Annotated in this window: 13 protein-coding genes; 3 read left to right on the forward strand and 10 right to left on the reverse strand. The window is 44.4% G+C overall.

Features of this window, described 5'->3' with window-relative positions; all coding sequences use genetic code 11:
• Window positions 1–22 precede the first annotated feature (22 nt).
• Window positions 23–835, forward strand: coding sequence for a glucosamine-6-phosphate deaminase (nagB, locus tag KTR06_RS07875; RefSeq protein WP_004301540.1), 813 nt, complete (start codon window positions 23–25; stop codon window positions 833–835).
• A gap of 93 nt (window positions 836–928) precedes the next feature.
• On the opposite strand, the gene KTR06_RS07880 is transcribed toward nagB, so the two are convergent.
• The 4 genes from KTR06_RS07880 to KTR06_RS07895 form a co-directional block, all read right to left on the reverse strand.
• Entirely contained in the window at window positions 929–1,543 is a 615-nt protein-coding gene (locus KTR06_RS07880) for an L-threonylcarbamoyladenylate synthase (RefSeq protein WP_015532391.1), read from the reverse strand.
• Window positions 1,544–1,623: 80 nt separating this feature from the next.
• Window positions 1,624–4,149 (reverse strand): AsmA-like C-terminal region-containing protein, encoded by a 2,526-nt coding sequence (locus KTR06_RS07885; protein WP_217290169.1) that lies wholly within the window; start codon window positions 4,147–4,149, stop codon window positions 1,624–1,626.
• Between the two features lie 800 nt (window positions 4,150–4,949).
• A complete protein-coding gene (locus KTR06_RS07890) occupies window positions 4,950–6,947 on the reverse strand; it encodes an AAA family ATPase (protein WP_008642180.1) in 1,998 nt (665 codons plus the stop codon).
• A 105-nt stretch (window positions 6,948–7,052) separates the two neighbouring features.
• The gene (locus tag KTR06_RS07895; RefSeq protein WP_004316729.1) at window positions 7,053–7,838 is read right to left on the reverse strand and encodes a Cof-type HAD-IIB family hydrolase; all 786 of its coding nucleotides are present in this window, start codon (window positions 7,836–7,838) and stop codon (window positions 7,053–7,055) included.
• Window positions 7,839–7,906: 68 nt separating this feature from the next.
• On the opposite strand from KTR06_RS07895, the gene KTR06_RS07900 reads away from it, so the two are divergent.
• Window positions 7,907–9,079, forward strand: a complete 1,173-nt coding sequence (locus KTR06_RS07900) for a MalY/PatB family protein (protein ID WP_008642182.1) — start codon at window positions 7,907–7,909, stop codon at window positions 9,077–9,079.
• 316 nt (window positions 9,080–9,395) lie between these two features.
• On the opposite strand, the gene KTR06_RS07905 is transcribed toward KTR06_RS07900, so the two are convergent.
• From KTR06_RS07905 to KTR06_RS07930, 6 genes are all read right to left on the reverse strand, one after another.
• A complete protein-coding gene (locus KTR06_RS07905; protein ID WP_217290170.1) occupies window positions 9,396–12,161 on the reverse strand; it encodes a glycosyl hydrolase in 2,766 nt (921 codons plus the stop codon).
• Window positions 12,161–13,564, reverse strand: a complete 1,404-nt coding sequence (locus KTR06_RS07910) for a glycoside hydrolase family 28 protein (RefSeq protein WP_004316732.1) — start codon at window positions 13,562–13,564, stop codon at window positions 12,161–12,163. Before KTR06_RS07910 ends, KTR06_RS07905 begins: the two co-directional genes overlap by 1 nt.
• Window positions 13,561–14,163: a DUF4450 domain-containing protein gene (locus tag KTR06_RS07915; RefSeq protein WP_004316733.1), complete on the reverse strand. Its 603-nt coding sequence runs from the start codon at window positions 14,161–14,163 to the stop codon at window positions 13,561–13,563. The genes KTR06_RS07910 and KTR06_RS07915 overlap by 4 nt, the downstream gene beginning before the upstream one ends.
• A complete protein-coding gene (locus KTR06_RS07920; protein ID WP_134993477.1) occupies window positions 14,114–15,649 on the reverse strand; it encodes a glycoside hydrolase family 28 protein in 1,536 nt (511 codons plus the stop codon). Before KTR06_RS07920 ends, KTR06_RS07915 begins: the two co-directional genes overlap by 50 nt.
• Window positions 15,650–15,711: 62 nt before the next feature.
• A complete protein-coding gene (locus tag KTR06_RS07925) occupies window positions 15,712–16,950 on the reverse strand; it encodes a rhamnogalacturonan acetylesterase (RefSeq protein WP_008771097.1) in 1,239 nt (412 codons plus the stop codon).
• A gap of 130 nt (window positions 16,951–17,080) precedes the next feature.
• Window positions 17,081–19,957, reverse strand: coding sequence for a sugar-binding domain-containing protein (locus KTR06_RS07930; protein ID WP_217290171.1), 2,877 nt, complete (start codon window positions 19,955–19,957; stop codon window positions 17,081–17,083).
• A 243-nt stretch (window positions 19,958–20,200) separates the two neighbouring features.
• On the opposite strand from KTR06_RS07930, the gene KTR06_RS07935 reads away from it, so the two are divergent.
• Window positions 20,201–22,558 (forward strand): family 43 glycosylhydrolase, encoded by a 2,358-nt coding sequence (locus tag KTR06_RS07935; protein ID WP_217290172.1) that lies wholly within the window; start codon window positions 20,201–20,203, stop codon window positions 22,556–22,558.
• Window positions 22,559–22,607: the final 49 nt, after the last annotated feature.

Genomic DNA, 22,607 nt, shown 5'->3' on the forward strand with positions numbered 1-22,607 from the left:
TAACCTATAAAACAATCGACTTATGAGACTTATTATTCAGCCGGACTATCAGTCCGTATCTCTGTGGGCTGCACATTATGTTGCTGCTAAAATAAAAGCTGCCAATCCAACCCCCGAAAAACCATTTGTATTGGGCTGTCCCACCGGATCTTCTCCTCTGGGTATGTATAAAGCTTTGATCGACCTGAATAAGAAAGGAATCGTTTCCTTCCAGAATGTGGTAACATTCAACATGGACGAATATGTAGGATTGCCGAAAGAACATCCGGAAAGCTATTATTCTTTCATGTGGAATAACTTTTTCGGTCATATCGACATCAAACCGGAGAATACGAATATTCTGAATGGTAATGCTCCGGATTTGGATGCAGAGTGTGCACGTTATGAAGAAAAGATCAAGTCATACGGTGGTATCGACCTGTTCATGGGCGGTATCGGTCCTGACGGACATATTGCGTTCAACGAACCGGGATCTTCATTGACTTCACGCACTCGTCAGAAAACATTGACGATGGATACCATCATTGCTAACTCCCGTTTCTTCGATAATGACATCAATAAGGTTCCTAAGACTTCTTTGACAGTGGGAGTGGGTACTGTGCTTTCTGCAAAGGAAGTGATGATTATTGTAAACGGTCATAACAAAGCTCGTGCTTTGTATCATGCAGTAGAAGGTGCTATCACACAGATGTGGACAATCAGTGCGTTGCAAATGCATGAAAAAGGTATTATTGTTTGTGATGATGCTGCTACGGCGGAATTGAAAGTAGGTACTTACCGTTACTTCAAAGATATCGAGTCTGCTCATTTAGATCCGGAATCTTTGATTAAGTAAGCATAAAACTGATTCTATAAAAAGAGAATGGGCTGCATCAGTGTTGAATTGATTGCAGCCCATTTTGTATGTTAGAGATAGCTGTCAGCGGAATTAATTCTCTTCCAGCCAGCCTTTTCCCTGTCGGACGATTTCCAGTTCGTTGTCCGTGCATTTCACAACCGTTGAAGGTTCTATACCTCCGATACCGCCGTCAATGACCAGATCGACGATGTCGCCGAACTTTTCATCTATAAGTTCGGGATCAGTCATATATTCCAAGTCCTCGTGCTCTTCGTATGGCAGTGTGGTGGTCATAATGGGAGCGTCCAGCAGGCGTGCGATTTCACGGATGATGTTGTTGTCCGGCATACGGATACCTACTTCTTTCCGGTTGCGAAAGATTTTCGGTAACCGGTTGGTGCCGTTCAAAATAAAGGTAAATGGTCCCGGAAGATTATGCTTCATCAGTTTGAATACGTTATTGTCTACTTTCGCGTATTCGCTGATACTGCTTAAGTCATAACAGATGATAGACAGATTGTTTTTTCGAGGGTCTATCTCTTTAATCCGGCAGATCCGTTCTATGGCACGTTCCTTCAGACCATGGCAGCCGATGGCGTACATCGTATCGGTAGGATAGATGATAAGTCCGCCGTCATTCAGGATATCGATGATTCGTTGTAAATCCTGCGGGTTATTGTTTTTATCATATAGTTTCAGTAGCATATTAAAAGCTTCATCCCTTCCCTCTCGCAAAGGAGAAGGAGGAGGGACGAGTGGGGTTAAATGGTTATTATTTTCTCTTTTTATTTGAGTTTCTTTTTCAAGAAATCCAGTGCCTTTTCCGCAGCTTTCTCTGTGACTTTCTGTTTGATTGAGTCTTTGTTGGCGGTAGCGGCAGAGTCCAGTCCAAGTTTCTGTCCGAGTTTGCTGATTGCTTCATCGGCTACGGCTTCGACAGCTTGGTTGGCCATGCTTTTAGTATCTACGCTGACTTTCGGAGAGGTGAACGAACCTCCGATTTTCAAGTCAAGAGTCATTAACTTAGAGATATTGCCTACGGATGCGGGCAGTTTCACTTTACCGGAATAGTCGATGGTTTGATCGAGTCCTGTGCTGCCGGAAAGATTCAGTGTGTAGTCTCCCATCTTGATATCAAACGGTTTGGTTTCTACGCGGCCGTCTTTGATGGTGAAATCCAATGTCATGTCTTTCACTTTCATGTCTTTCAGGCTGGGTTGCTTCACGGCATCGGCTATCTGGTCGATTGCTTTTACTCCGCTTAAACTAAGGTCGCGGGTGGAAAGACTACCGTCACCCTGCATCGTATTCAGTACGGGGCTCATGGCTGCATCCAAATCTGTTAGGATATTGATGCTTCCGGAGAAATTACCTTTCAGGTTTTCGAAGATAGGAGCCATTTTCTGCACCATATCCAGTTCTTTGTAAGCTTGTGCGAAACCGATATTGGAGAGCTTGAATCCGGCTTTCATTTCCGGCTTCTTTACGTTGGCGGTGGAGTAGTAGCCGTTCATCACTACATTACCACCCATGGTGTTCATGGAAAGGTTTTTCATATCCACTTTGCCATCTTTTACAACAAGTTTGCCATTCATATTATTGAAAGACATCTTGTCGAATAACACCTGTTTCAGGTTAGCGTCCATTTGGAAGTCGATGTTACGGGGAACTTCAACAATACCTGTGGCGGCTGTAGCTACAGAGTCGGTGGACGCAGCTTCTGATGTGGAGGCTTCATCGGCAGAAGCGGTGATGAAGTCGTTCAGATTGAAGTAGTTGGAACGAATATTCAGGTTTCCTTTCAATGTGCTACCTTTCAATACATAACCGATGTAGTTTTCAAACCGGCTGTCGGCGGTGATATCGTTCTTTCCGATGTTGACGGTTGTTTCACTCAACTGGAGGTATTTCGGAGTGAAGGTGAAGAGAGACTTTTTAATTTCTACATCCGGCATATCTTTCATTTTGAGTTTCATGCCCGTCAGTCCGATAGTACCCGAAGCTTGTATACGTTCGTATTCTTCTTTTTCGATGGATGAGAGGCGTCCCGACATTTGCATATCGGCGTCGATGGTACCGTTCAACTCCATGTCTCCAAGCGGGTAGACTTGTTTGATCATACCTAAGTTGAGCACTCCTTTCGCTTCTGCTTTAAAATCCGGATCACTGATCGGCGTTTTCACTGTAGCAGTCAGGCTAAACGGATTTCCGGCAAGGCGGAAACTGAACGGATTGATGTTGACCGTAGTCAGGTCGATATTTCCTCCGGGATTTTGAACGTTGGCACTGATGTTGATTTGATCTACTCCTGCCGGTAAAGCCGGATAGCGGAACATCGCATCCTTGACTTGCATGTCAATATTGAATGATGGAACGGTGTCTCCTTGCAGGATACCTTTGGCCGTTGCAGTGAGCGTTGCAGTTCCGTCTGTTTTCAGGCTGGAGAATTCTGTGGCGTAAATGGCGGGAATCAATGACAAAATTTCCTTGAAGCCTATATCATTCGTGTTAAGTTTCAAGTCCATGTCGATAGCCGGGTCTTTCAAGGCTACCCAGCCGTCGATGCCTGCCTGAATGGCGTTGAGGCGGATGGTATTGTCTTTTAATGTGTATTTGTTATTGGCAAGGTCAGCATCTACGTCCATCTTGGCGGAGATATTGGCATTTGCCAGGAAAGGGATTCCATTCATCTTGTAGGTGAGTGATTTGGTTTCCGCTTCCAGTTTCAGAGTGGTACGTTCGCTTCCTAAGTCTCCGGCACAAATAGTGTTGAAGTCGCGGATATCAGCATACATCTTTCCTTGTTGATCGTCATAAATTAGATTCATGTTTTTGATAACAAAGCGTTGCAGCTTGACTTTGAAAGGAGAAGAGGCTTCTTCTTCTGCAGGCGTTTCGACTGTTGCTATTGTATCCGGTTTCATGATATCCCAGTTGGCACGTCCGTCCGGCAAGATAATGGCATGTAATTTCGTGTCTTCGATAAATATTTTAGAAATATCGTAACCGCTATCTCCGAAAAGGGAGAATAAGTTGACTGCGGCGGTAACTTCTCCGGCTTGTACAAGGGTGTCATTGGCAAATTCACCCGTACCCTTCAGCCAGAAATCTTCGAGAGTGACAGAAGCCTGTGGAAAATTGCGGAACAGACTAATGTTAAGGTTCTTAAAGTCAAATTGTGCGTTAAGCATCTTGTTGCCTTCTGTTTTTACAATGTCGGCTATCTTTCCTTGGAAGGCGAAAGGAAGAAGGAACATCAGAATGATAATTACTCCTACGGTGATAGCTGCGATTTTCAAACCTTTTTTCATTTGCTTCTATTTTAAGAGTTTGAGATATAATGAAGAGCAAAACTAATAAAACTTTTTGATAATAAGAGATAAAAGAGAAATTTTTAGGGATTCTTATTTTTAAATTAAGCGGAATCCAAAGGACTGGCTTCTGGCTTAATCCGAACTTCCGGTTTTAGTTCAAATCGGTGCAGAAATGAGATAAATGATCATTTTGCGGAGTGCCCTGAAAGAGCTTAATTATATAGCGTAGGGCAACGCCCTACGTAAAAACGACAATCTGAATTTGCGCCCTGAAAGGGCATAATTGTATACGGTTCCGCCCTTTCAGGGCTTGTGGCTGGTGTGTTTTTTTCGTAGGGCGTTGCCCTACGCTATATAATTAAGCCCTTTCAGGGCACCCCAATAAATATATAATTGTAAGGCTTTCAGCCTAACTGCAAAATTCCCATTTAACCACTAAATTCCCATTTAACCGCTAAATTCCCATTTAACCGCTAAATTTTCATTTAACTAATAACCTGTACCGTGATGGATGAAAAAGAATTTACCACAGATCTATAGGTTATACAGAATTTGAGAATTGCCTATAAAGTAATCTTTTTTTCGGATTGATCCGAATCTAGTCTGTAAATATATTTGTGTATGATTCGCCAAAGGAGACAATGGTTCTACAAGGGGTTGTAGGTGGGGGATCCGTTCCTCGGTGAGCAATGCTCTCTTTCTCGGTGAGGAACAGGTCTTTCCTCGGTGAGGAACGGGGTGTTGGTCGGTGAGGAAGAAAACGGACGGTTTCCGTCTTCTTCTTTTATGTAGATTTATTACTTCTTCTTTTTTTTCAGTTCCTCTGCAATTCTCCATTGTAACGCAGCTTCCACTTCTTTTCCGGCTTTTAACAGGGCATCCCCGAAAAGTTCGTGTGCGCCGGCGTGTTCGGGTTTCAGGCTGGTGGCTTTGTCCAGGTCGGCGATGGCGCCTTCTGTGTTTTCTGTTTTTAGTCGGAGCTTTCCACGGTTATAGACTGCTTTAAAGTTTGCAGGATGGAGGCTGACTGCGGTGTTGAAACAGTTTTCAGCGTCGAAGTACTCTTTGCTGTTGAAGAGTGTGATTCCTTTTCTTATCCAGGCATCTATATAGTTGGGGTCGAGGCTAAGGGCTTTGTCGTAGTTGGCAAGGGCGGCACGTACGTCGTGGGCTTGGGTGATACATTCGTTTCCCATTAACAGGTACTCGTGGGCGTATTGTCGTATACGTTCCTGTTGTTCGCGCATCTGTTCTTTGAGCTTCTTGTTCTGCTCTTTCAGTGTATTGATAATGCCGAGTTTACGGCGGATCAAACGACGGGGAACAGGTTTCTCAATATCGTAGCGTGAATGGATGGCACGGAAAAACTGTTCCAGACATTCTTCCATATCCCCTTTGTCGAAGGCACGTGAGGCAGCGGCATATTGCACATCGGCTTGTGCTTGTTTCAGGGCTTTGTCGATGGCTTGGCGGTTGTTGAAGCGTCCGGCAAAGTTGACGATTTCGGGGCGGACGAAAACATCGGCACGATTAACAGGCTTTTTGAGCTGGATGCCGTCCAGTGAGGTACAACGGCTAAGTGCTACGTATGCTTGTCCTCCGGCAAATACACCGCCGGTGAAGTCGATGACTACACGGCTGAAGGTCAGTCCCTGACTTTTATGGACAGTGATGGCCCATGCTAACCGGATAGGGTATTGAGTGAAGCTGCCTAATACTTCTTCTTCTATTTCTTTTGTTTTTTCGTTGTAGTGGTAGCGGATATTTCGCCATGATTCCAGTTTTACGTCACATTCTTTTCCATCGTCGGTGATGACGTAGATCGTTTCTTCTTCCTCATCAATTCCGGCAATGACACCAATCGTACCGTTTACCCACCTACGATCGAAATCATTCTTGATGAAGATGATTTGTGCACCGGGTTTGAGTACAAGCTCTTGTGAAGTAGGCAGACTGCTTTCCGGAAAATCTCCTTCGATAACCCCTTCAAAAGTAATGGGTTCTCCGGGGAGTTCTGCTAATTTCTTCTCATTAATGGAGTCGACTGTATCTCTTCGGGTGGCGAGTGTGATGTACATATCCGCTTCAGATTCTTCAATCTGGCTTCCGTAGCGGGTGTTGAGTAGTTGCAAATCTGCAGCTCCGGCTGTATTGGTGCGGATATGGTCGAGGACACTGACGAATACAGGGTCCGTCTGTCGATATACTTTTTGAAGTTCGATAGAGACGAGGTCTATTTGTCCAAACACTCTGGCAGAGAAAAAGTAAGGAGTGGGATAGAAGCGGTTCAATATTTCCCGCTCATCGTTCTTTACAACGGGTTCCAGTTGGAAGACGTCTCCTACCAATAAGAGTTGTTTTCCACCGAAAGGTTCGCGCAGATTATGTGAATAAACTCGTAAGATACGGTCGATGGCATCGATGATGTCTGCCCGTACCATAGAGATTTCGTCGATAATGACCAGTTCTATTTGTTCCAGCAACTTACGATGTGGCTTGGTGTATTTGAAGAACTCGTGAATACGGCCACGTTGGAGACTTAAATTAGGATCATCCGGCAATAGCGGATAAAAAGGTAATTTAAAGAAGCTATGCATCGTACTTCCACCGGCATTGATTGCGGCAATTCCGGTCGGTGCAAGTACGACATGCTTCTTCTTGGTATGCTCGCAGACATAACGCAGGAATGTAGATTTTCCCGTACCGGCTTTTCCTGTCAGAAAGACTGATTGGCGGGTATATTGAATCAGATTCAGTGCATCCTGAAACTCAGCGTTGTTAGTGTCTACGCTCATAATATAATAATATGCAAATTTGTTGATGTGCTAATTTGCCAATACGTTGTGTCATGAAATCGCGGGATAATAGTTTTTTGGGCGCATTGGTAAATCGGCACATTATTAAATAATTCCGAAATGTTTCATAGCCTTACTTATTCCGTCCTCGTCAATGGGAGCCGTAACGTAATCGGCAGCGGCTTTCACGTCTTCCTTAGCCTGTCCCATAGCAACTCCGATAGCTGCGTGACGAAGCATAGTGATATCATTTCCTCCATCTCCGAATGCCATTGTTTCTTCCAGCTTTATGCCGAAGTAACGGATGATTTCATCAATACCTTTCTGCTTGGTGTCTCCTTTGGCTGTTATGTCTGCGAATGAGGGATACCAGCGTCCGATTTCGCAGGTGGGGATAGACGGACGGATTTCTTTTTCTTCTTCCTCTGTGATAAAAGGAGTCATCTGTATAATTTCCTTGCTTGTTGCTTCTTCAAAAGATACAGTAGGAATTACATTCACATGCAGAAAATCGTAGAATATCTTTTTCACCATATCATCAGGTTGGCAGACAGAAATATGATGTTCCTCTACGAAAATGCAGGGAACACCTTTCTTCTCGCAAAAAGCTGCCATTGCTTTCACTTCTTCCTGTGGTATGGCACTTTTATAAATAACCTGTTCACCGACAAAACAATAGGCTCCGTTCATGGTTATATATCCATCGATAAGGTTCCGGTCCTGCAATTCGGAAAGGTTGTTGATAATGGCTTTCGGGCGTCCGGTAGCAATAAATATCTTCAGCCCTTTTGCGTGGGCAGCTTCCAACGCCTCGATGGTAGAAGACGGTATACGGTGAGTTTCAAAACTGACCAGCGTTCCGTCTATATCAAAAAATAAAGCTTTCGTCATAAATTCCTTTTTGAATTGAGTACAAATGTACTACTTTTGTCTCACATAACATAAAAACATTATGCAGTATGAACTATAATTTTGATGAAATAATAAACCGTAACGGTACAGATTCCGTAAAATGGGATGCTGTAGAAAGCCGTTGGGGACGCAATGACTTGATTCCAATGTGGGTAGCTGATATGGATTTCCGTACGGCTCCTTTTGTAATAGAGGCTTTGAGAAAACGGCTGGAACATGAAGTGCTCGGATATACTTTTGCTTGCAAAGAATGGTCGGAGTCTATTGTTAACTGGGTGAAAGAGCGTCATGGCTGGACGATCCGTGAAGAGATGTTGACTTTCACTCCCGGTATTGTCCGCGGATTGGCTTTCGTTATTCAATGTTTTACGCAAAAAGGTGATAAAGTAATGGTCATGCCTCCTGTTTATCATCCTTTCTTTTTGGTAACACAGAAGAATGAGCGTGAAGTAGTATACAGCCCATTGGTACTGAAAGATGGACAGTATTATATCGACTTTGACCGTTTTCGCCGGGATGTACAAGGATGCAAATTATTGATTTTAAGTAATCCCCATAACCCGGGCGGACGCGTATGGACAAAAGAGGAACTTTCTCAAATAGCTGATATCTGTTATGAAAGCGGTACTCTGGTGATCTCGGACGAGATTCATGCCGACTTGACCTTACCACCTTATAAACATCCTACTTTTGCTTTGATTTCGGAAAAAGCACGGATGAATTCACTTGTCTTTATGTCTCCGAGCAAAGCATTCAATATGCCGGGGCTGGCCAGTTCTTATGCAATCATAGAAAATGACGAACTTCGCCATCGTTTCCAAACCTATATGGAAGCAAGTGAATTTAGTGAAGGGCACCTGTTTGCTTACCTTAGTGTAGCGGCTGCTTACAGTCATGGAACGGAATGGCTGGATCAAGTGGTAGCCTATATTAAAGGAAATGTAGATTTTACAGAGACATATTTGAAAGAACATATTCCTGCGATTAAAATGATTCGTCCACAAGCCTCTTATCTTATTTTCCTAGATTGTCGTGAGTTGGGACTCGATCAGAAAGAACTGAACCGCCTTTTCGTAGAAGATGCACATCTTGCATTGAATGACGGAACAACGTTTGGCAAAGAAGGCGAAGGATTTATGCGGCTGAATATCGCTTGTCCGCGTGCTGTACTGGAACAGGCATTGAAACAACTTGAACAGGCTGTAAGAAATTTAAAGTAGCACTGGCAAGAAATAATCTGCCGCTATACTATATTTAATTGTTTTCTTTGAAGACAATATCTTTTTCATTCCCTAATGAGTTTTCGTTTGACTTAAGTCGAACGATAGAATAACTTAAGTCAAACTATCGCTTAACTTAAGTCAAACGAAAACCGGAATGCAAGTTCGATCACTATTTATAGGAGGAAAGATATAAAAAATACTAGTGAAGGAAATTATCTTTCACTAGTAAGCAGAAGATCATCTGCTAGTTTATACCCCCGAACTGTTTTCACTTCTGTGTCCTTTGCGTCCTCCTTGGTGAATAATGATTTCCTTACTCTTGTGTAAAATCTACCGGAATCAATCGTACTTCACTATTCAAACCGGAAGGCATAGGAGCCCAATGTCCATAATTAGCCGGACGATATCTTAAATCTACAATATTGATTTCCTTGAATTTGCGCCACTGCACTCCCTGTCTGTCCAATTCTGCAATCCGATTCGCAGGGAGGTTAGTGACTTCTATCTCGATGTGGTTTTTTCCAGGTTTCAGGAATTGCCCTACCTTAAGCTGATAAGGCACTGCCCATACACAGCCTGCTTCCTGTCCGTTGATTCGGACACGGGCACTTTCGCGTACGTCTCCCAAGTCAAGAATCCAGTTGTCAGCTTTCAGAGCCGGCAACTCAATATCCAAAGAATAAACGCCAGTCCCCATATTTGTTTGGGCTGCCGGATGATCTATGTTTGTCCATGAACATGGACGGTCTATATCAAATGTACCCTGAATCTCCGGTGTGCTTTCAGCAAAGTGCAATTTCCAGCCATGGTCCAGGCGAAGACTAAAGGGTTGTTCTTTTACATACTTCCACGGCTTGGATGCTTGTAAAGGTTGTCGGTATGTTTGCAGGATGATAGACTCGCCCGATTTTAATTGCAGATAGACTTGTGTCTTTCCGTCTACCTGACGCACTTTCGCCTCTCCGCATTCTCCGGTCATGGGGTTAAAGAGAGCGGCTGTTTCGGCATTTGTACCTAAAGTAATCCAACCATCTACTCCTTTGTTCTGCAATGAAGAGATGAAGTAATGATGTCCTGTGTCATTTACTCTTCGAATGGTCTGTAACCCGAATTTTGTTTTCATTTCTTCCGCAGGGATATTGCAACATGCCAATGTACGTGCATAATCCGTTCCGGTGATAATCTTACCTTTCCCAATCGGAGTAACGGTTGTTTCTGAAAACGATACGGCAGGCAGATTCTTCAAAGTCTGTTGATAACTTTTTCGTTTCTGTTCCAACTGACCATATCCCGGTACATCTGTCGGATAGTTTTCGAGGAATACAATGGTAGCTCCTTGCTTGGCTAGTTCATAAAGATGCGCCAGCACATCACTCGGCATCAAGTGCGCGGCAGGTACTACCAGTGCTTTATAACCAGTGCCGCCCGATGTAACTAACTGTCCGTTCTTGAAACGGGTACTGCGAATAAAGTTGTCAGAGATATAATCCCCGTCATATCCGCTGTTATTAATACGATGGATAGCATTGATAAATTTGGGAGCGAGTTTATCCATGTGGTGGATGGTGAACAGTAACAATCGTCCCGGTTGCTCGTTCCACATATCATATACCGGAAGATAAATCAGGAAATCATTATCCGGCCGTCCCATTTGCAGAAAACTCTGACAGCGGGTAATGTAATGGAAGAAAGAAGGGGCATCACGCCAAATACTGTTTGTCGGACTCATATTGATAGAAGCATAGAACAGCCATCCGGGCCATTCGGCTTCTTTCGGAGAATAAGGAGTACCGTGGAAAAACATGTGATTGACTCCGGAAATAAACATCAAATCCATATCCGGTTTACATTGCGACAGGGAAGTACGGAAATGCTCCGTCAGCCATGTAAATGTCTCGGAAGAAGTATACGTTTTTCCTGCAATATGAGCTGCCGAAGAAGCATATTTCAACATAGACAGATCCGAATCATTCTTTTTGGTCAATGAGTCCTGACGCAATCCTTCGATATGGAACTGCGACAATCCGAAACCTTCACATTCGGGAATATCCACGGAAGCATAGATATCAATCAAATTGCCGGGCGAACCGTGTGCTTGATTACGGGTGATACTACCGTTTTTGTGTGCCCAGTCTGTCCATTGATGACTGAAGTTCTCCAATAAGAGGTCGGAAATGGTTTCCCGGTAATCCGACACGATACGTCTGCTAACTTCCGGACGATTTTCATCCAGAAACTCGGAGAAATGTTCTTCCAGTTTATACCCCCGTCTGCGAGCGAACTGTTCCAGGAAATCATCCGTCCAGTCAGCTTGATAAACCTCGTATGAATCGTTGAAGAAAGTATGCGGATAACTTGTCTTGCTACTTTTGAAAGCACGGTCAAAGCGGGAAAGATAATTTTTTACCGCCTTTTTTGAGAGGTGATTCATCACGTAGCCTTCTCCTCCCGGAGCTGCCCGTTTCACTTTCTGCCTTGTTTTTCCGATGTAAAGAGCGATCACTTTCCATTTGCCGGCAGGTGCTTTCCATTGCAGCTTGTCTTTTTTGACGTGAGCAGTCAGGTTGATACATTTGCCTTTTTCATCGTATGCCATCACCCGGCTTAGTACGGAAAATGGTTGTTGCTTGGGATCGGTCACATTGATATCCTGTTCAACCTCTTTGCCGCCTTCTATTTCGTATGTCTGGAAGATAGCCTTGGTAGCCGCATCTTCGATACTGACTTCAGGTCCGCCAAAAGGCCATCCTGTTCCGGTATTCATATCAATCTCGATACCCGTACGTTTTCCTTCCGCCTGTGTATGTTTAAGCATTTCCATCCAGCGGGGAGAAAGAAACTGAATTTCATTCGCGTCATTGCCTTGCACCCCATAGATAGGAGTAATTTCTACTGCTCCCATTCCGGTGCGTGCGTATTCTTCCAGATTATACGTCAGGTTCTTTTCGTCTACGGCACTTCCCAGCCACCACCATCTGGCACCGGGACGTGCTTCCACCGGAGTGTCCGGCCATTGTTGTGCTTGCATTACTCCACCTGTGGCGAGCAGGCAAAGAACTATCCATTGTCTTTTATTCATTATTCTTTCGGTGTATTATAGTATTCTATGTTTTCTGCGTCATCAGTTACAAAAAGCGGTCGTCCGTCCGGTTGTTCAAAGTGGAAGCGGATGCCGTCGAAGGTAATATTCCGTGCATGGCGGATATAAAACCCTTTAGCGGGAATAGTGCCGAACATCCAGGGCTCGGGATATACTTTCTCCTGTTCGGGCGGAATACGTTTGCCATCCTCTTCGCTATATCCTCCTTTATAATAGAGGTGAATATTTCGAAAAGTTACGTCCTCAATACATGCACCCGGCACTCCGCTGATGATGGAGGCATAACGGCTGTCGGCATTCCAAACGTTGATGTTGCTGATGAGAATGCGCTTCATGGTGCCCACAGGCGTACCTTCGGGGCTACGCATACGTGCGCCTAACCGGAGGAAGATAGGAGCGTTGACAATATTCCTCATCGTTATATTGTTGATAACAATATCTTCCAGATGTCCTCCGTCTACCGTTTCCAATGCCAGTCCCCTGCAATGTTCAAAGATACAATTAGTAATCGCAATATTGCGGAAACCTCCGCTACTTTCTGTTCCCAGTTTGATGCGTCCGGTGCGGTAACCATGATCGGGGGCTTGCGGTTCATCCAGTTGCCAGGTGCCATCCAATACACTTCCTTTATCATAACCACTTACATAACAATCGCTGATCGTCACATTTTCCGTATCCTGAAAGCGTCCTAAACCGTAGGATGCTTTCAATACAATGGCATCATCCCAGGGCGAGTTCACCGTGCACTGGCTGATACGCACATTCCGGCAACAATCAATATCGAATCCATCCCGGTTTGTATCTACTTTCAGATTCAGAATAGTCAGATTATCTATTCCTGTAGCCAGCAGGGCAAAATGTCCGCAATGCAACATGGATAAATCTTTCAGAGTCACATTTCTACATTCCTTCAAACTGATAGCTTTATTGCCTACACCCGGTAGGCGGCTTTCTTCGCGAGTCAGCCCTTTACCGTAGATAAGTCCGGGCCCACTGATCGTTATGTTCTCCAGCCCGATTCCCCAAATTAAGGAATTCTTCCAGTGGCTGTGTCCGAAATCCTGATATTTGTTATGTTCATTCGGTTCGGCACTATCATATCCTGCCTCTTTTCCGGGGAAAGCGGCAAGAATACACGCACCTTGCTCCAGATACAAATGAATGTTACTTTTTAACCGGATAGAATAACAGGCATATTCTCCGGCTGGTAGGTAAACCGTACCTCCTCCGGCTTCTGCAGCTGCTTCAATCGCACGATTGATAGCAGGAGAATCGATGGTTTTTCCATCCGCTTTGGCTCCAAAGTCCTTAACGTTATAAATGGCTGCATGTATATAGATGCAACCAATTAACAGAGTGAATAATAAATAAGCTCTTTTCATTTTTTGTCGATTTTGGCAAAAATATCCGGTAACATATAATAGTTGTAATCCGCTTTTTCATTCTGTTCGTAGAAGCAGAAGTAAAGTCGGAATGGCTTGGTGTCCTTTTCTTGCGAGAGGGTAGGAGATAGATTACAACGTCCGGCCAATACCGGTCGGTCCGTCCGTTTGCCCGATTCGTAAAGCATCAGGGGAGTTTCATCCTTATGTCCGTTGCTCAAGCGAATATCATCGCTGGGAGTGACAGCCTGTAAAGTACGTAATTTCATACTTTCTCCATAATAGCAAGTGAAAGCCTGTCCTTCCACACTGAAGACATTGATATCCGAATCCGGCTGGCAATCGCCGAAGCTCCAAAAGAGCTTATCCGCTTTTGATGTGGAAGTCACTTCTACTTCCAGAATAAATCCATGACTATCGGGCAAGGCTTTCCATTGGAAATGGATCCCTTCTACTTTTTCTTTAGGCTTCAGCCAGTGACTTTCATTTCCCTTCGATATTCCCAGCCGGAAAGTACCGGCAGGCGGAGTCAGGGATTGTGCTTGCGCATCAATGAGCAAGATTCCCAGCAGTACGGTGGTCAGGAGTTGTTTCAGCATAGTTGAAGTGGATATTACTTTGTTCATTTTCCTTTAGTTCAATAGCGTTTTTGTCTTTCATATCCAATGTTATTTCAGACAAATTGAAGTTTTTTGTATAGCAGATTTTTCCCGGTTTATTGGTCTGCGCTTCGATGGCATAAAGATAGAAATTTTCCAGACGTAACGAGTCATTCCAGCCGGAAGCAGAGATAAATTCATCTACATTTTCTGCTTTGATCTTTGATACATATACATTGCGGAAGTGTGGATAACCTTTTTCGGGTGGTGTTACCGGAGTCAGCATTACTCTCCAATGTTCCGGAATATCTTTCCCTTCATACTCTTTAGGTAATACGCTGTAACTATAACTGGGATTCCAGTTCAGATCCGCAGCCAGTACGTGGCGGACGTTTTCTGCTTTTACGTCGGTCATATAGATGTTTTCGATCGTTCCTCCGCGGTTCATGGCACTTTTTAACCGTAGTACAGCCGAGGTGCCGACTGCTTGAAGATTGTATCCCAATATATTTCGTATACTGCCGGAGGTTTCACTGCCACAGGTGATGAGGCCTGCGCCTTTGCGGGCTATACAGTTGCGTATTACTATATTTTCCGTGGGGAGATTGACACGCAATCCGTCTGCGTCGCGTCCCGATTTGATACAAATATTATCATCATTGCAATCGACGTCGCAGTTTTCAATCAGAATATTAGTGGACGAGTCGATGTCGATACCATCCGTACTGGGGCCGTGTCCTCCCAAGTTATTATTAATGATCAGTCCGTCTATGGTGCAGTAATTGGAATAAAGAACCTGGCATCCCCAAAAGCCTGTCCGCATCAGGGTGAATCCTTTGAGGGTAATGTCCGAACTGCGTTCCACGAGAATACCCCGTACACGTTTGCAGTCGTAATCTACAATCCAGCGTAATCCTTTCTTTTCATATTCTTTCCGCATTTCCCAGTATTTATCCCAGAATACTTTGCCCCGGCAATCCAGCGTTCCCTCTCCACTGACGGCAGCGTTCTTTTCGTTGACAATGTTGATTACTGCCGCGGGCCATGTCATCTCAATTCCCGCAATCCGTGAACGGAATTCGGGATAATGATGAATGTGAGGACTAGCCAGTAGAGTCACTCCTTTATCCAGTTGCAGGTTGACACCGCTTTTTACGAACAATGCCCCTGTCTGATAATATCCCGGTTGAAGGGTGACCGTGCCTCCGCCGGAGACGGAACAACTGTCGATTGCTTTCTGGATAGCCTCTGTGCTAAGCACCGTGCTGTCTGCTACTGCGCCAAAAGAATTGGCGGATAAAATAAGATTGTTTCCGGGCATTTGCCGGCTTCCTACACTGTCAGCCCATGACAAATCCGGTTGTTGCGGTACTTGCCCCCATTCGAAGCTGTTACTTCCTGCTTGTTTGGCTGTTGGGGTGACGCAAGCTGCTGTCAAAAGTGTGCTTGCCAGTAGGAACAGGGGAAAGATGCTTTTGGTTTTCATATTTATCTAATGCCTGATACTTAATACTTGATACTTAATACTTAATACCTAATACCTATCTCTCAATTTCCGTCCGGTTTCTCTATTTCTGTGAAAGGTGATTCGTTCCAGTGGAAAGTATTCACATCATCCGGGTGTGCCGGGTTATATGCCGGATCTATTTTCAAGTGTTTGGCTAACTCAGGTACGGCTTTCTTCATACCTTCAATCACACACTGGGCTATCTGGTAAGCGCCGTAAGGGTTAAAGTGGGTATTGTCTTCAAAAGCCTTGGTCTGTCCGGGATAAGTTCCTGCCGGATAGTGTACGAAGGCGCGTTTGGATGTTTCCGTGCCTAACGCTTCATATAGTGTCCGAGTCATTTCGTTGAGGTCAATCAAAGGTATATTTTCTTTGGCGGCCAGCCAGCGCATGGCCTCCGGATAATCTTCGTGTGTATCGCGGATATGTCCGGTTGAGTCAAAGCTCCGGCGTTGGGTGGGAGTAACCAGTACGGGATATGCTCCACGTGCCCGTGCTTCGTCGATGAATGTTTTCAGGCTGGTCATAAAAGAGTAGTAAGCTCCTTTTCCGGGACCTTTCTGCTTCTGATCGTTATGTCCGAACTCCATGAAGAGATAATCGCCTTTCTTCATCTGGCTCAATGCTTTTTTCAAACGTCCTGCTCCGATAAAAGTATTGGCCGATTCACCGGATTCCGCATAATTGGCGATACAAACATCTGTTCCGAAGAAATGAGGAATCATTTGTCCCCAGCTAGCCCAAGGCTCATTGTCCTGATCGACTACCGTACTGTTACCACACAGAAAAACAGTGATAACCGACGGATCGGCAGGTTCGATGCGGATACTTTGACACACAGGTGCATCTCCATTAAATTCCAATGTCAGTTTATCATCCCAGTTCAGTTTCGCTTTCTCACGGGGCTTGATTCGTACATATTCTTTTTCGGAGATACGAGGGGTACGCTTATTGATGATAAATGTTTCGTCTACGAATTGTCCTTTTTTAGTTGGCAGGTTCTCAACAAATAGCCGGCGTGACTCACCTCTTACGGTGGTCACTCCTGCCTGTTTTTTACTTCCCAGGCGTACTGTAACTTTGTAATTCCCGTCTGGAACACGGACAGAGAAGAAGAAAGGTGATTTACTCCCTTTCTCGGGTGTGGCGGTGAGGTCGTATCCGTATCCCGTCTCCTCGCTATATCGGGGTGCGTCCGACAGTTGGTAGGTTCGGACTTCTTCTTGGGCATGGACGGTTATTGTAGCCAAGAGTAGTAAGCCTATGATGGTAGTTTTCATTATAAATAATATGAATGTATATTGTTTATAGAATTTAGGCACGGATTACGCGGATTTCACGGTTTTTAGAATTACGCTTTCTATAAAGCAACAGTGTAATTCGTGTAATCTGTGCCTGATAATTTCCTTTTTAGTTAATTTTCGGTTTGAGCTCGTCCGGCGAATCTTTGGTATAAGATTTTACATCTCCTGCCACTTTGGTGAACAATGCCTGAATTAGCTCAGGAGATATTTTCTCTGTTGGACGGAAAGCATCCGAATTCATATAATCCAGGATTGCCTTGTGCATTTGTCGGGCAACGATTCGTTTCTCCGGTTGAGAGGTGATATCCATGCTGGTCATCATCAGTTTACCGTTCAATACATTTGCTTCAAACAACATTCCGATTTTCCGGCTGATGAACCAGGTGTCGATGCTTTGAACGGTTGGCTGGAATTCTGCCGGGAAGTCGGTAAATTGCATCACTTGGGCTTTATTTAATAATTCCCACCATTGCAGGTTACTATGAAATTCCGTAGGAAATTCACGGAAAAGAGGATGATATTCATTCAGGAAAATACCAGTTGTGTGCGGCGGGCGCATCTTGAACCAGGAAGTATTCCAGAATACCGGAGTAAAGTATTGTTTAACTTCTTTTCCGTATTGTATTTTGCCCGCTGCCGTAATCAAGACATTTCCTCCTTCTTTCAGTACGGAAATGGCTTTTTCATCCAGTGTGTCGGTAGTATATACGCTTCCTTGTGTCAGTTCCACTTGTGCAGGATATACCCAGAAATCCCAGTCATTGACGGCATCGCTGCCTTCAATACACACTTCCAGATTTAGTTTCTGTGGAGTATCGATCCCCTTCAGGCTCATATCCACGCTGCCTAGTGCACAAAGGTTCCCAATAGGAATCGTTTGTGTGCCGACAGTTCCTTTGGCATACACCTTTCCGAACTTGTCTTTGATGGTATAGCTAGTTTTTGCTCCTTGCAAAGGGGCTGCACCAAAGTGGGAAACTTCGATGTCGGCATGGAATGTTTCATCATTGGCATATACAAACTTCGGAATACGGGCTAAGGGGACAGTCGGACTGCAAAAACGTCTGAATTGTTCCGCGTTGATATATCCTTTCTCTTCAAAAAATACATCCAGTACGCCGACCAATGCCGTTCCCTGACCCGAATAATCGTTGAGAGCCAGCAATTGGAAACCTGCATAATCGGGGGTACGCAATGTCTTTTCAATCTCATGTTTATAGCAAAGTGCCTGCAATTTGCCCGAAGCCATCATAAAATCATAACTTTGGCCTCCCATGTGATTATCATTCAGAATATCCCTGAAAATCTCAAAGTTCTTCGCTTTGTTGACTCCGGTATATTTGCGGATTTCGTTGAAATTCGGGAATACGCACCATTGACCTGTTTCATGTGATACATACGGTTGTTTCACGGTGTCTATCCTTGCACGATAATCCGATTTGCTTTCCGGTTGCGCACCTGCCCAACTCAAACCGCGTGCTCCGGCTTTCACATGGTATTCATTGTGAGGTTGCCACTGCCAGCTGTTTCCTACGGAAGCTCCCGTATATACACGACGCGGATCTGTCGCTTTCCAATAATCGACAAACTTGCTCACCCATGCCACCCAGCGTCCGGAAGGTTCGTTACCACAAGCCAGCATACAGTAAGATGCATAGTTTCCGTATTTTTTAGTCAGGGCAATTGTTTCGTCCATCAGATATTTGTCAATTGGCTGACCGTTACCCAGTCTTGGTCCGTGATTCGGCCAACTCGGACCTTCCGGTTGCAGATAGAAACCGACCAGATCGGCTGCGATAAAAGCAGCCTCCGGCGGGCAGAAAGAATGAAAACGCATGTGATTCAAACCATAGTTGCGGCAAATGCGAAACACTCGTTCCCAGGAAGCTACGTCCATCGGAGCATAACCGGTCAATGGGAAATCACAGTTTTCCACTGTGCCGCGAAGCATTGTTTTGTGACCATTGACGTAGAACCATTTTCCTTCTATCTTGAAATCGCGCATACCAAATTGTACCTGTTTGATGTCGGCCTGTTTACCGTTGGTCAGTTTTGCTGTCAGTTTATACAGTGCAGGATTGAACTCATCCCATGTGAGGAAATCTTTTCCCATAGGAAGTTCCATCTCTATCGCATTGTCTCCCGGACGGATATGGAAGCTTTGCTGAACAGGAGCTACTTTGTGTTGAGTGTCCGTATTGAAACTTTCGGCAGAAAGTGTAATATCTCCTTTGGTGGAAGAGGCAGACTGTATGTTCATGCGTACCAGTGCTTTCTGATTGCTTAAATCAGGGTATATCTGGATGTCTTCAAGATGAACTTTAGGAGTGGCTTGTAATTCAATTCGTCCTACGATTCCGTTCCAGTTACCTTGGGTCTGGTCGGTGATGCTGTGAGAGTCGGGGCCTACATTGATTTCTTTGATGCGGTTGTCGATGCGGATAGTAATCAGGCAGGTTTTGCCGGGAGTAACAGCAGAAGTCAGATCATACACATGAGGGACACAAAGACTGTTCTGCATACCGAGTTCCTGTTGATTGACCCATACGGTCGTTTCGATGTGCGGGCGTTCCAGGAAAAGAGTGATTCTTTCTCCTTTCCAGTTGGAAGGTATTGTAACTTTCTTTTGATACCAGGCTACCCCTACATAATGTTTGTCGGGAGTCAGGAAAAAGGGAAGTTTCACTTGTCCTTCTATTCTGTATTTCTCCATGTATGGATTGAAAAAGTAAGAGCTGTCATACAAGCTTCCGGTCCACCGGGTGCGGGCGGTTACTTCATCTCCTTTCTGCTTTTCGGGCATGGAGCCGGGGAGATTAATCTGATCATCAAGGCTTTTTTTGAACCATTGTTCCTTGGTGCCGATATCTTCCCGGTCTATCTGGAAATTCCATTTGCCGGATAAACTGAAAGAATGATTTTGCCCCGTTACGGTCAGTATAGAGGCAAATACGATGGCAATACTTACTAAAAGTTGTTTCATGATATATAGAATTGATATGTTTTTCATCTCTATTTTAAAATCTGCCGCTAAAGTAGAGCTTTTTAAGGGTTTAGTAAATAGAAAGATGTACAGATACATAGAATATTGTATCAAAATGCACTTATAGGACGGATGGTGTACAAAACTACATGGATTTGAAATATTGTCCATGCTCTTTATCTTTGAGGAGGTTGGGAGATACCTTATCTTTGCGGGGTAAACTTTTTAATCTTAAAAGGAACCATGAAAAAAGTAGTTGTTTGGATGGCTCTAAGTCTTTGCTCGGTAATGACAATCTTCGCCGGTAAGACTGCTTATCTCTTTTCTTATTTCATCAATGACAGTAAAGATGGATTGCATTTAGCTTATAGTTATGACGGGTTGAACTGGATGCCTTTGAATGGCGGACGGTCTTATCTGACACCTTCCGTCGGTAAAGATAAATTAATGCGAGATCCGAGTATTTGCCAGGCTCCGGACGGAACTTTCCACATGGTCTGGACTTCCAGTTGGACTGATCGGATTATCGGCCATGCTTCTTCTCGTGATTTAATTCATTGGAGTGAACAACAGGCTATTCCGGTGATGATGCACGAGCCGACTGCCCATAATTGTTGGGCACCTGAACTCTTTTATGACGAACCTTCGCAAACTTACTATATCTTTTGGGCAACTACCATCCCCGGTCGTCACAAGGAAATACCTACCAGCGAAAGCGAGAAGGGATTGAATCATCGTATTTATTATGTGACAACAAAGGATTTCTGCACTTTCTCAAAGACAAAGATGTTCTTCAACCCTGATTTCAGTGTGATTGACGCTGCTATTGTGAAAGATCCGAAGCTGGGAGACCTGATAATGATAGTCAAGAATGAAAACTCCAATCCCCCGGAAAAGAATTTGCGCGTTACGCGTACAAAAAAGATCGAAAAAGGATTTCCGACCAAAGTATCGGCGCCTATTACAGGAAAGTATTGGGCGGAAGGACCTGCTCCTCTTTTTGTCGGTGATACGCTTTATGTTTATTTCGATAAATACCGTGATCATCGTTATGGTGCCGTTCGCTCTTTAGATCATGGCGAAACATGGGAAGACGTGTCCGATCAAGTTTCTTTTCCGAGAGGTATCCGTCATGGAACGGCGTTTGTGGTAGATGCTTCCGTGGTGGAGGCATTGATAGCCAATCGTACTTATAATCCTTTAATCCCCGATAATGTGGCGGATCCTTCCGTTTCTAAGTTTGGTGATACCTATTATCTCTACGGAACCACTGATTTGGATTATGGTCTTGAACGTGCCGGAACACCTGTCGTGTGGAAGTCGAAAGATTTTGTAAACTGGAGCTTTGAGGGTTCTCATATTAGTGATTTCGACTGGTCGAAGGGATATGAATATACGAATGATAAAGGTGAAAAGAAAAAAGGATATTTCCGGTATTGGGCTCCCGGGAGAGTGATTGAACACGATGGAAAGTTTTATTTATATGTTACCTTTGTCAAGCCCGGTGATAAGATGGGGACTTATGTGCTTGTTGCAGATCGTCCGGAGGGTCCTTTCCGGTTTACCGAAGGAAAAGGGCTTTTTGTTTCCGGAGAGGAAGTAGATAGCCCGGCCATTATTGATGATATCGACGGAGAGCCTTTTATTGATGATGACGGTACGGGATATATCTTTTGGCGTCGTCGGAATGCGGCACGTCTTTCTGCTGACCGGCTTCATTTGGATGGGGAACCGGTGACATTGAAAACAGCCCGTCAGGGATATTCCGAGGGCCCCGTAATGTTTAAACGTAAAGGTATCTATTATTATATTTATACATTGAGCGGTCATCAGAATTATGCAAATGCATACATGATGAGCCGCGAATCTCCTCTTACAGGTTTTGTGAAACCGGAGGGCAACGATATCTTTTTGTTTTCTTCTCCCGAAAATCAAGTGTGGGGACCAGGACATGGCAATGTATTTTACGATGAAAGAACAGATGAGTATATCTTTCTTTATCTCGAATACGGAGATGGTGGAACCACCCGGCAGGTATATGCTAACCGGATGGAATTTAATGATGACGGAACAATTAAGACTTTAGTTCCCGATAAGCGTGGAGTGGGGTACCTGGCAGCTCCACAAGAGAAACGGACGAATTTATCATTGCAGTCACATTTTTATGCTTCTAGCGAGAAAGAACCGCGCACTTCTGTAGTCAGCATTGAAACACAGCCTAACCAGCCTCTACCGGAGAAAGCCTCCGTGAAGAATTATACTCGAACGCATACTTATCAGGCTGCCCATGTAGCCGATGAATCGAATGGAACTCGTTGGATGGCAGCCGATACGGATAGCAGTCCATTCATTACGGTGGATTTAAAAGGGATTCGCAATGTCAACGAATGTCAGTTTTACTTTACCCGCCCTACTGAAGGACATACGTGGCGGTTAGAAAAATCGATGGATGGAAAAAACTGGCGGACATGTGCCGAACAAGCTAAAGTAGAAGTGCGCTCCCCGCATTTGGCGAAGGAGATAGGGGAGGCACGTTATCTTCGTCTTCATATCCGAAGGGGAGATGCAGGATTGTGGGAATGGAAAATCTATGATAAATGATAATTTTGCGGAGTGCCCTGAAAGGGCTTAATTATATAGCGTAGGGCAA

It is taken from the genome of Bacteroides sp. MSK.20.12 (assembly GCF_019052435.1).
GTDB lineage: Bacteria > Bacteroidota > Bacteroidia > Bacteroidales > Bacteroidaceae > Bacteroides > Bacteroides xylanisolvens.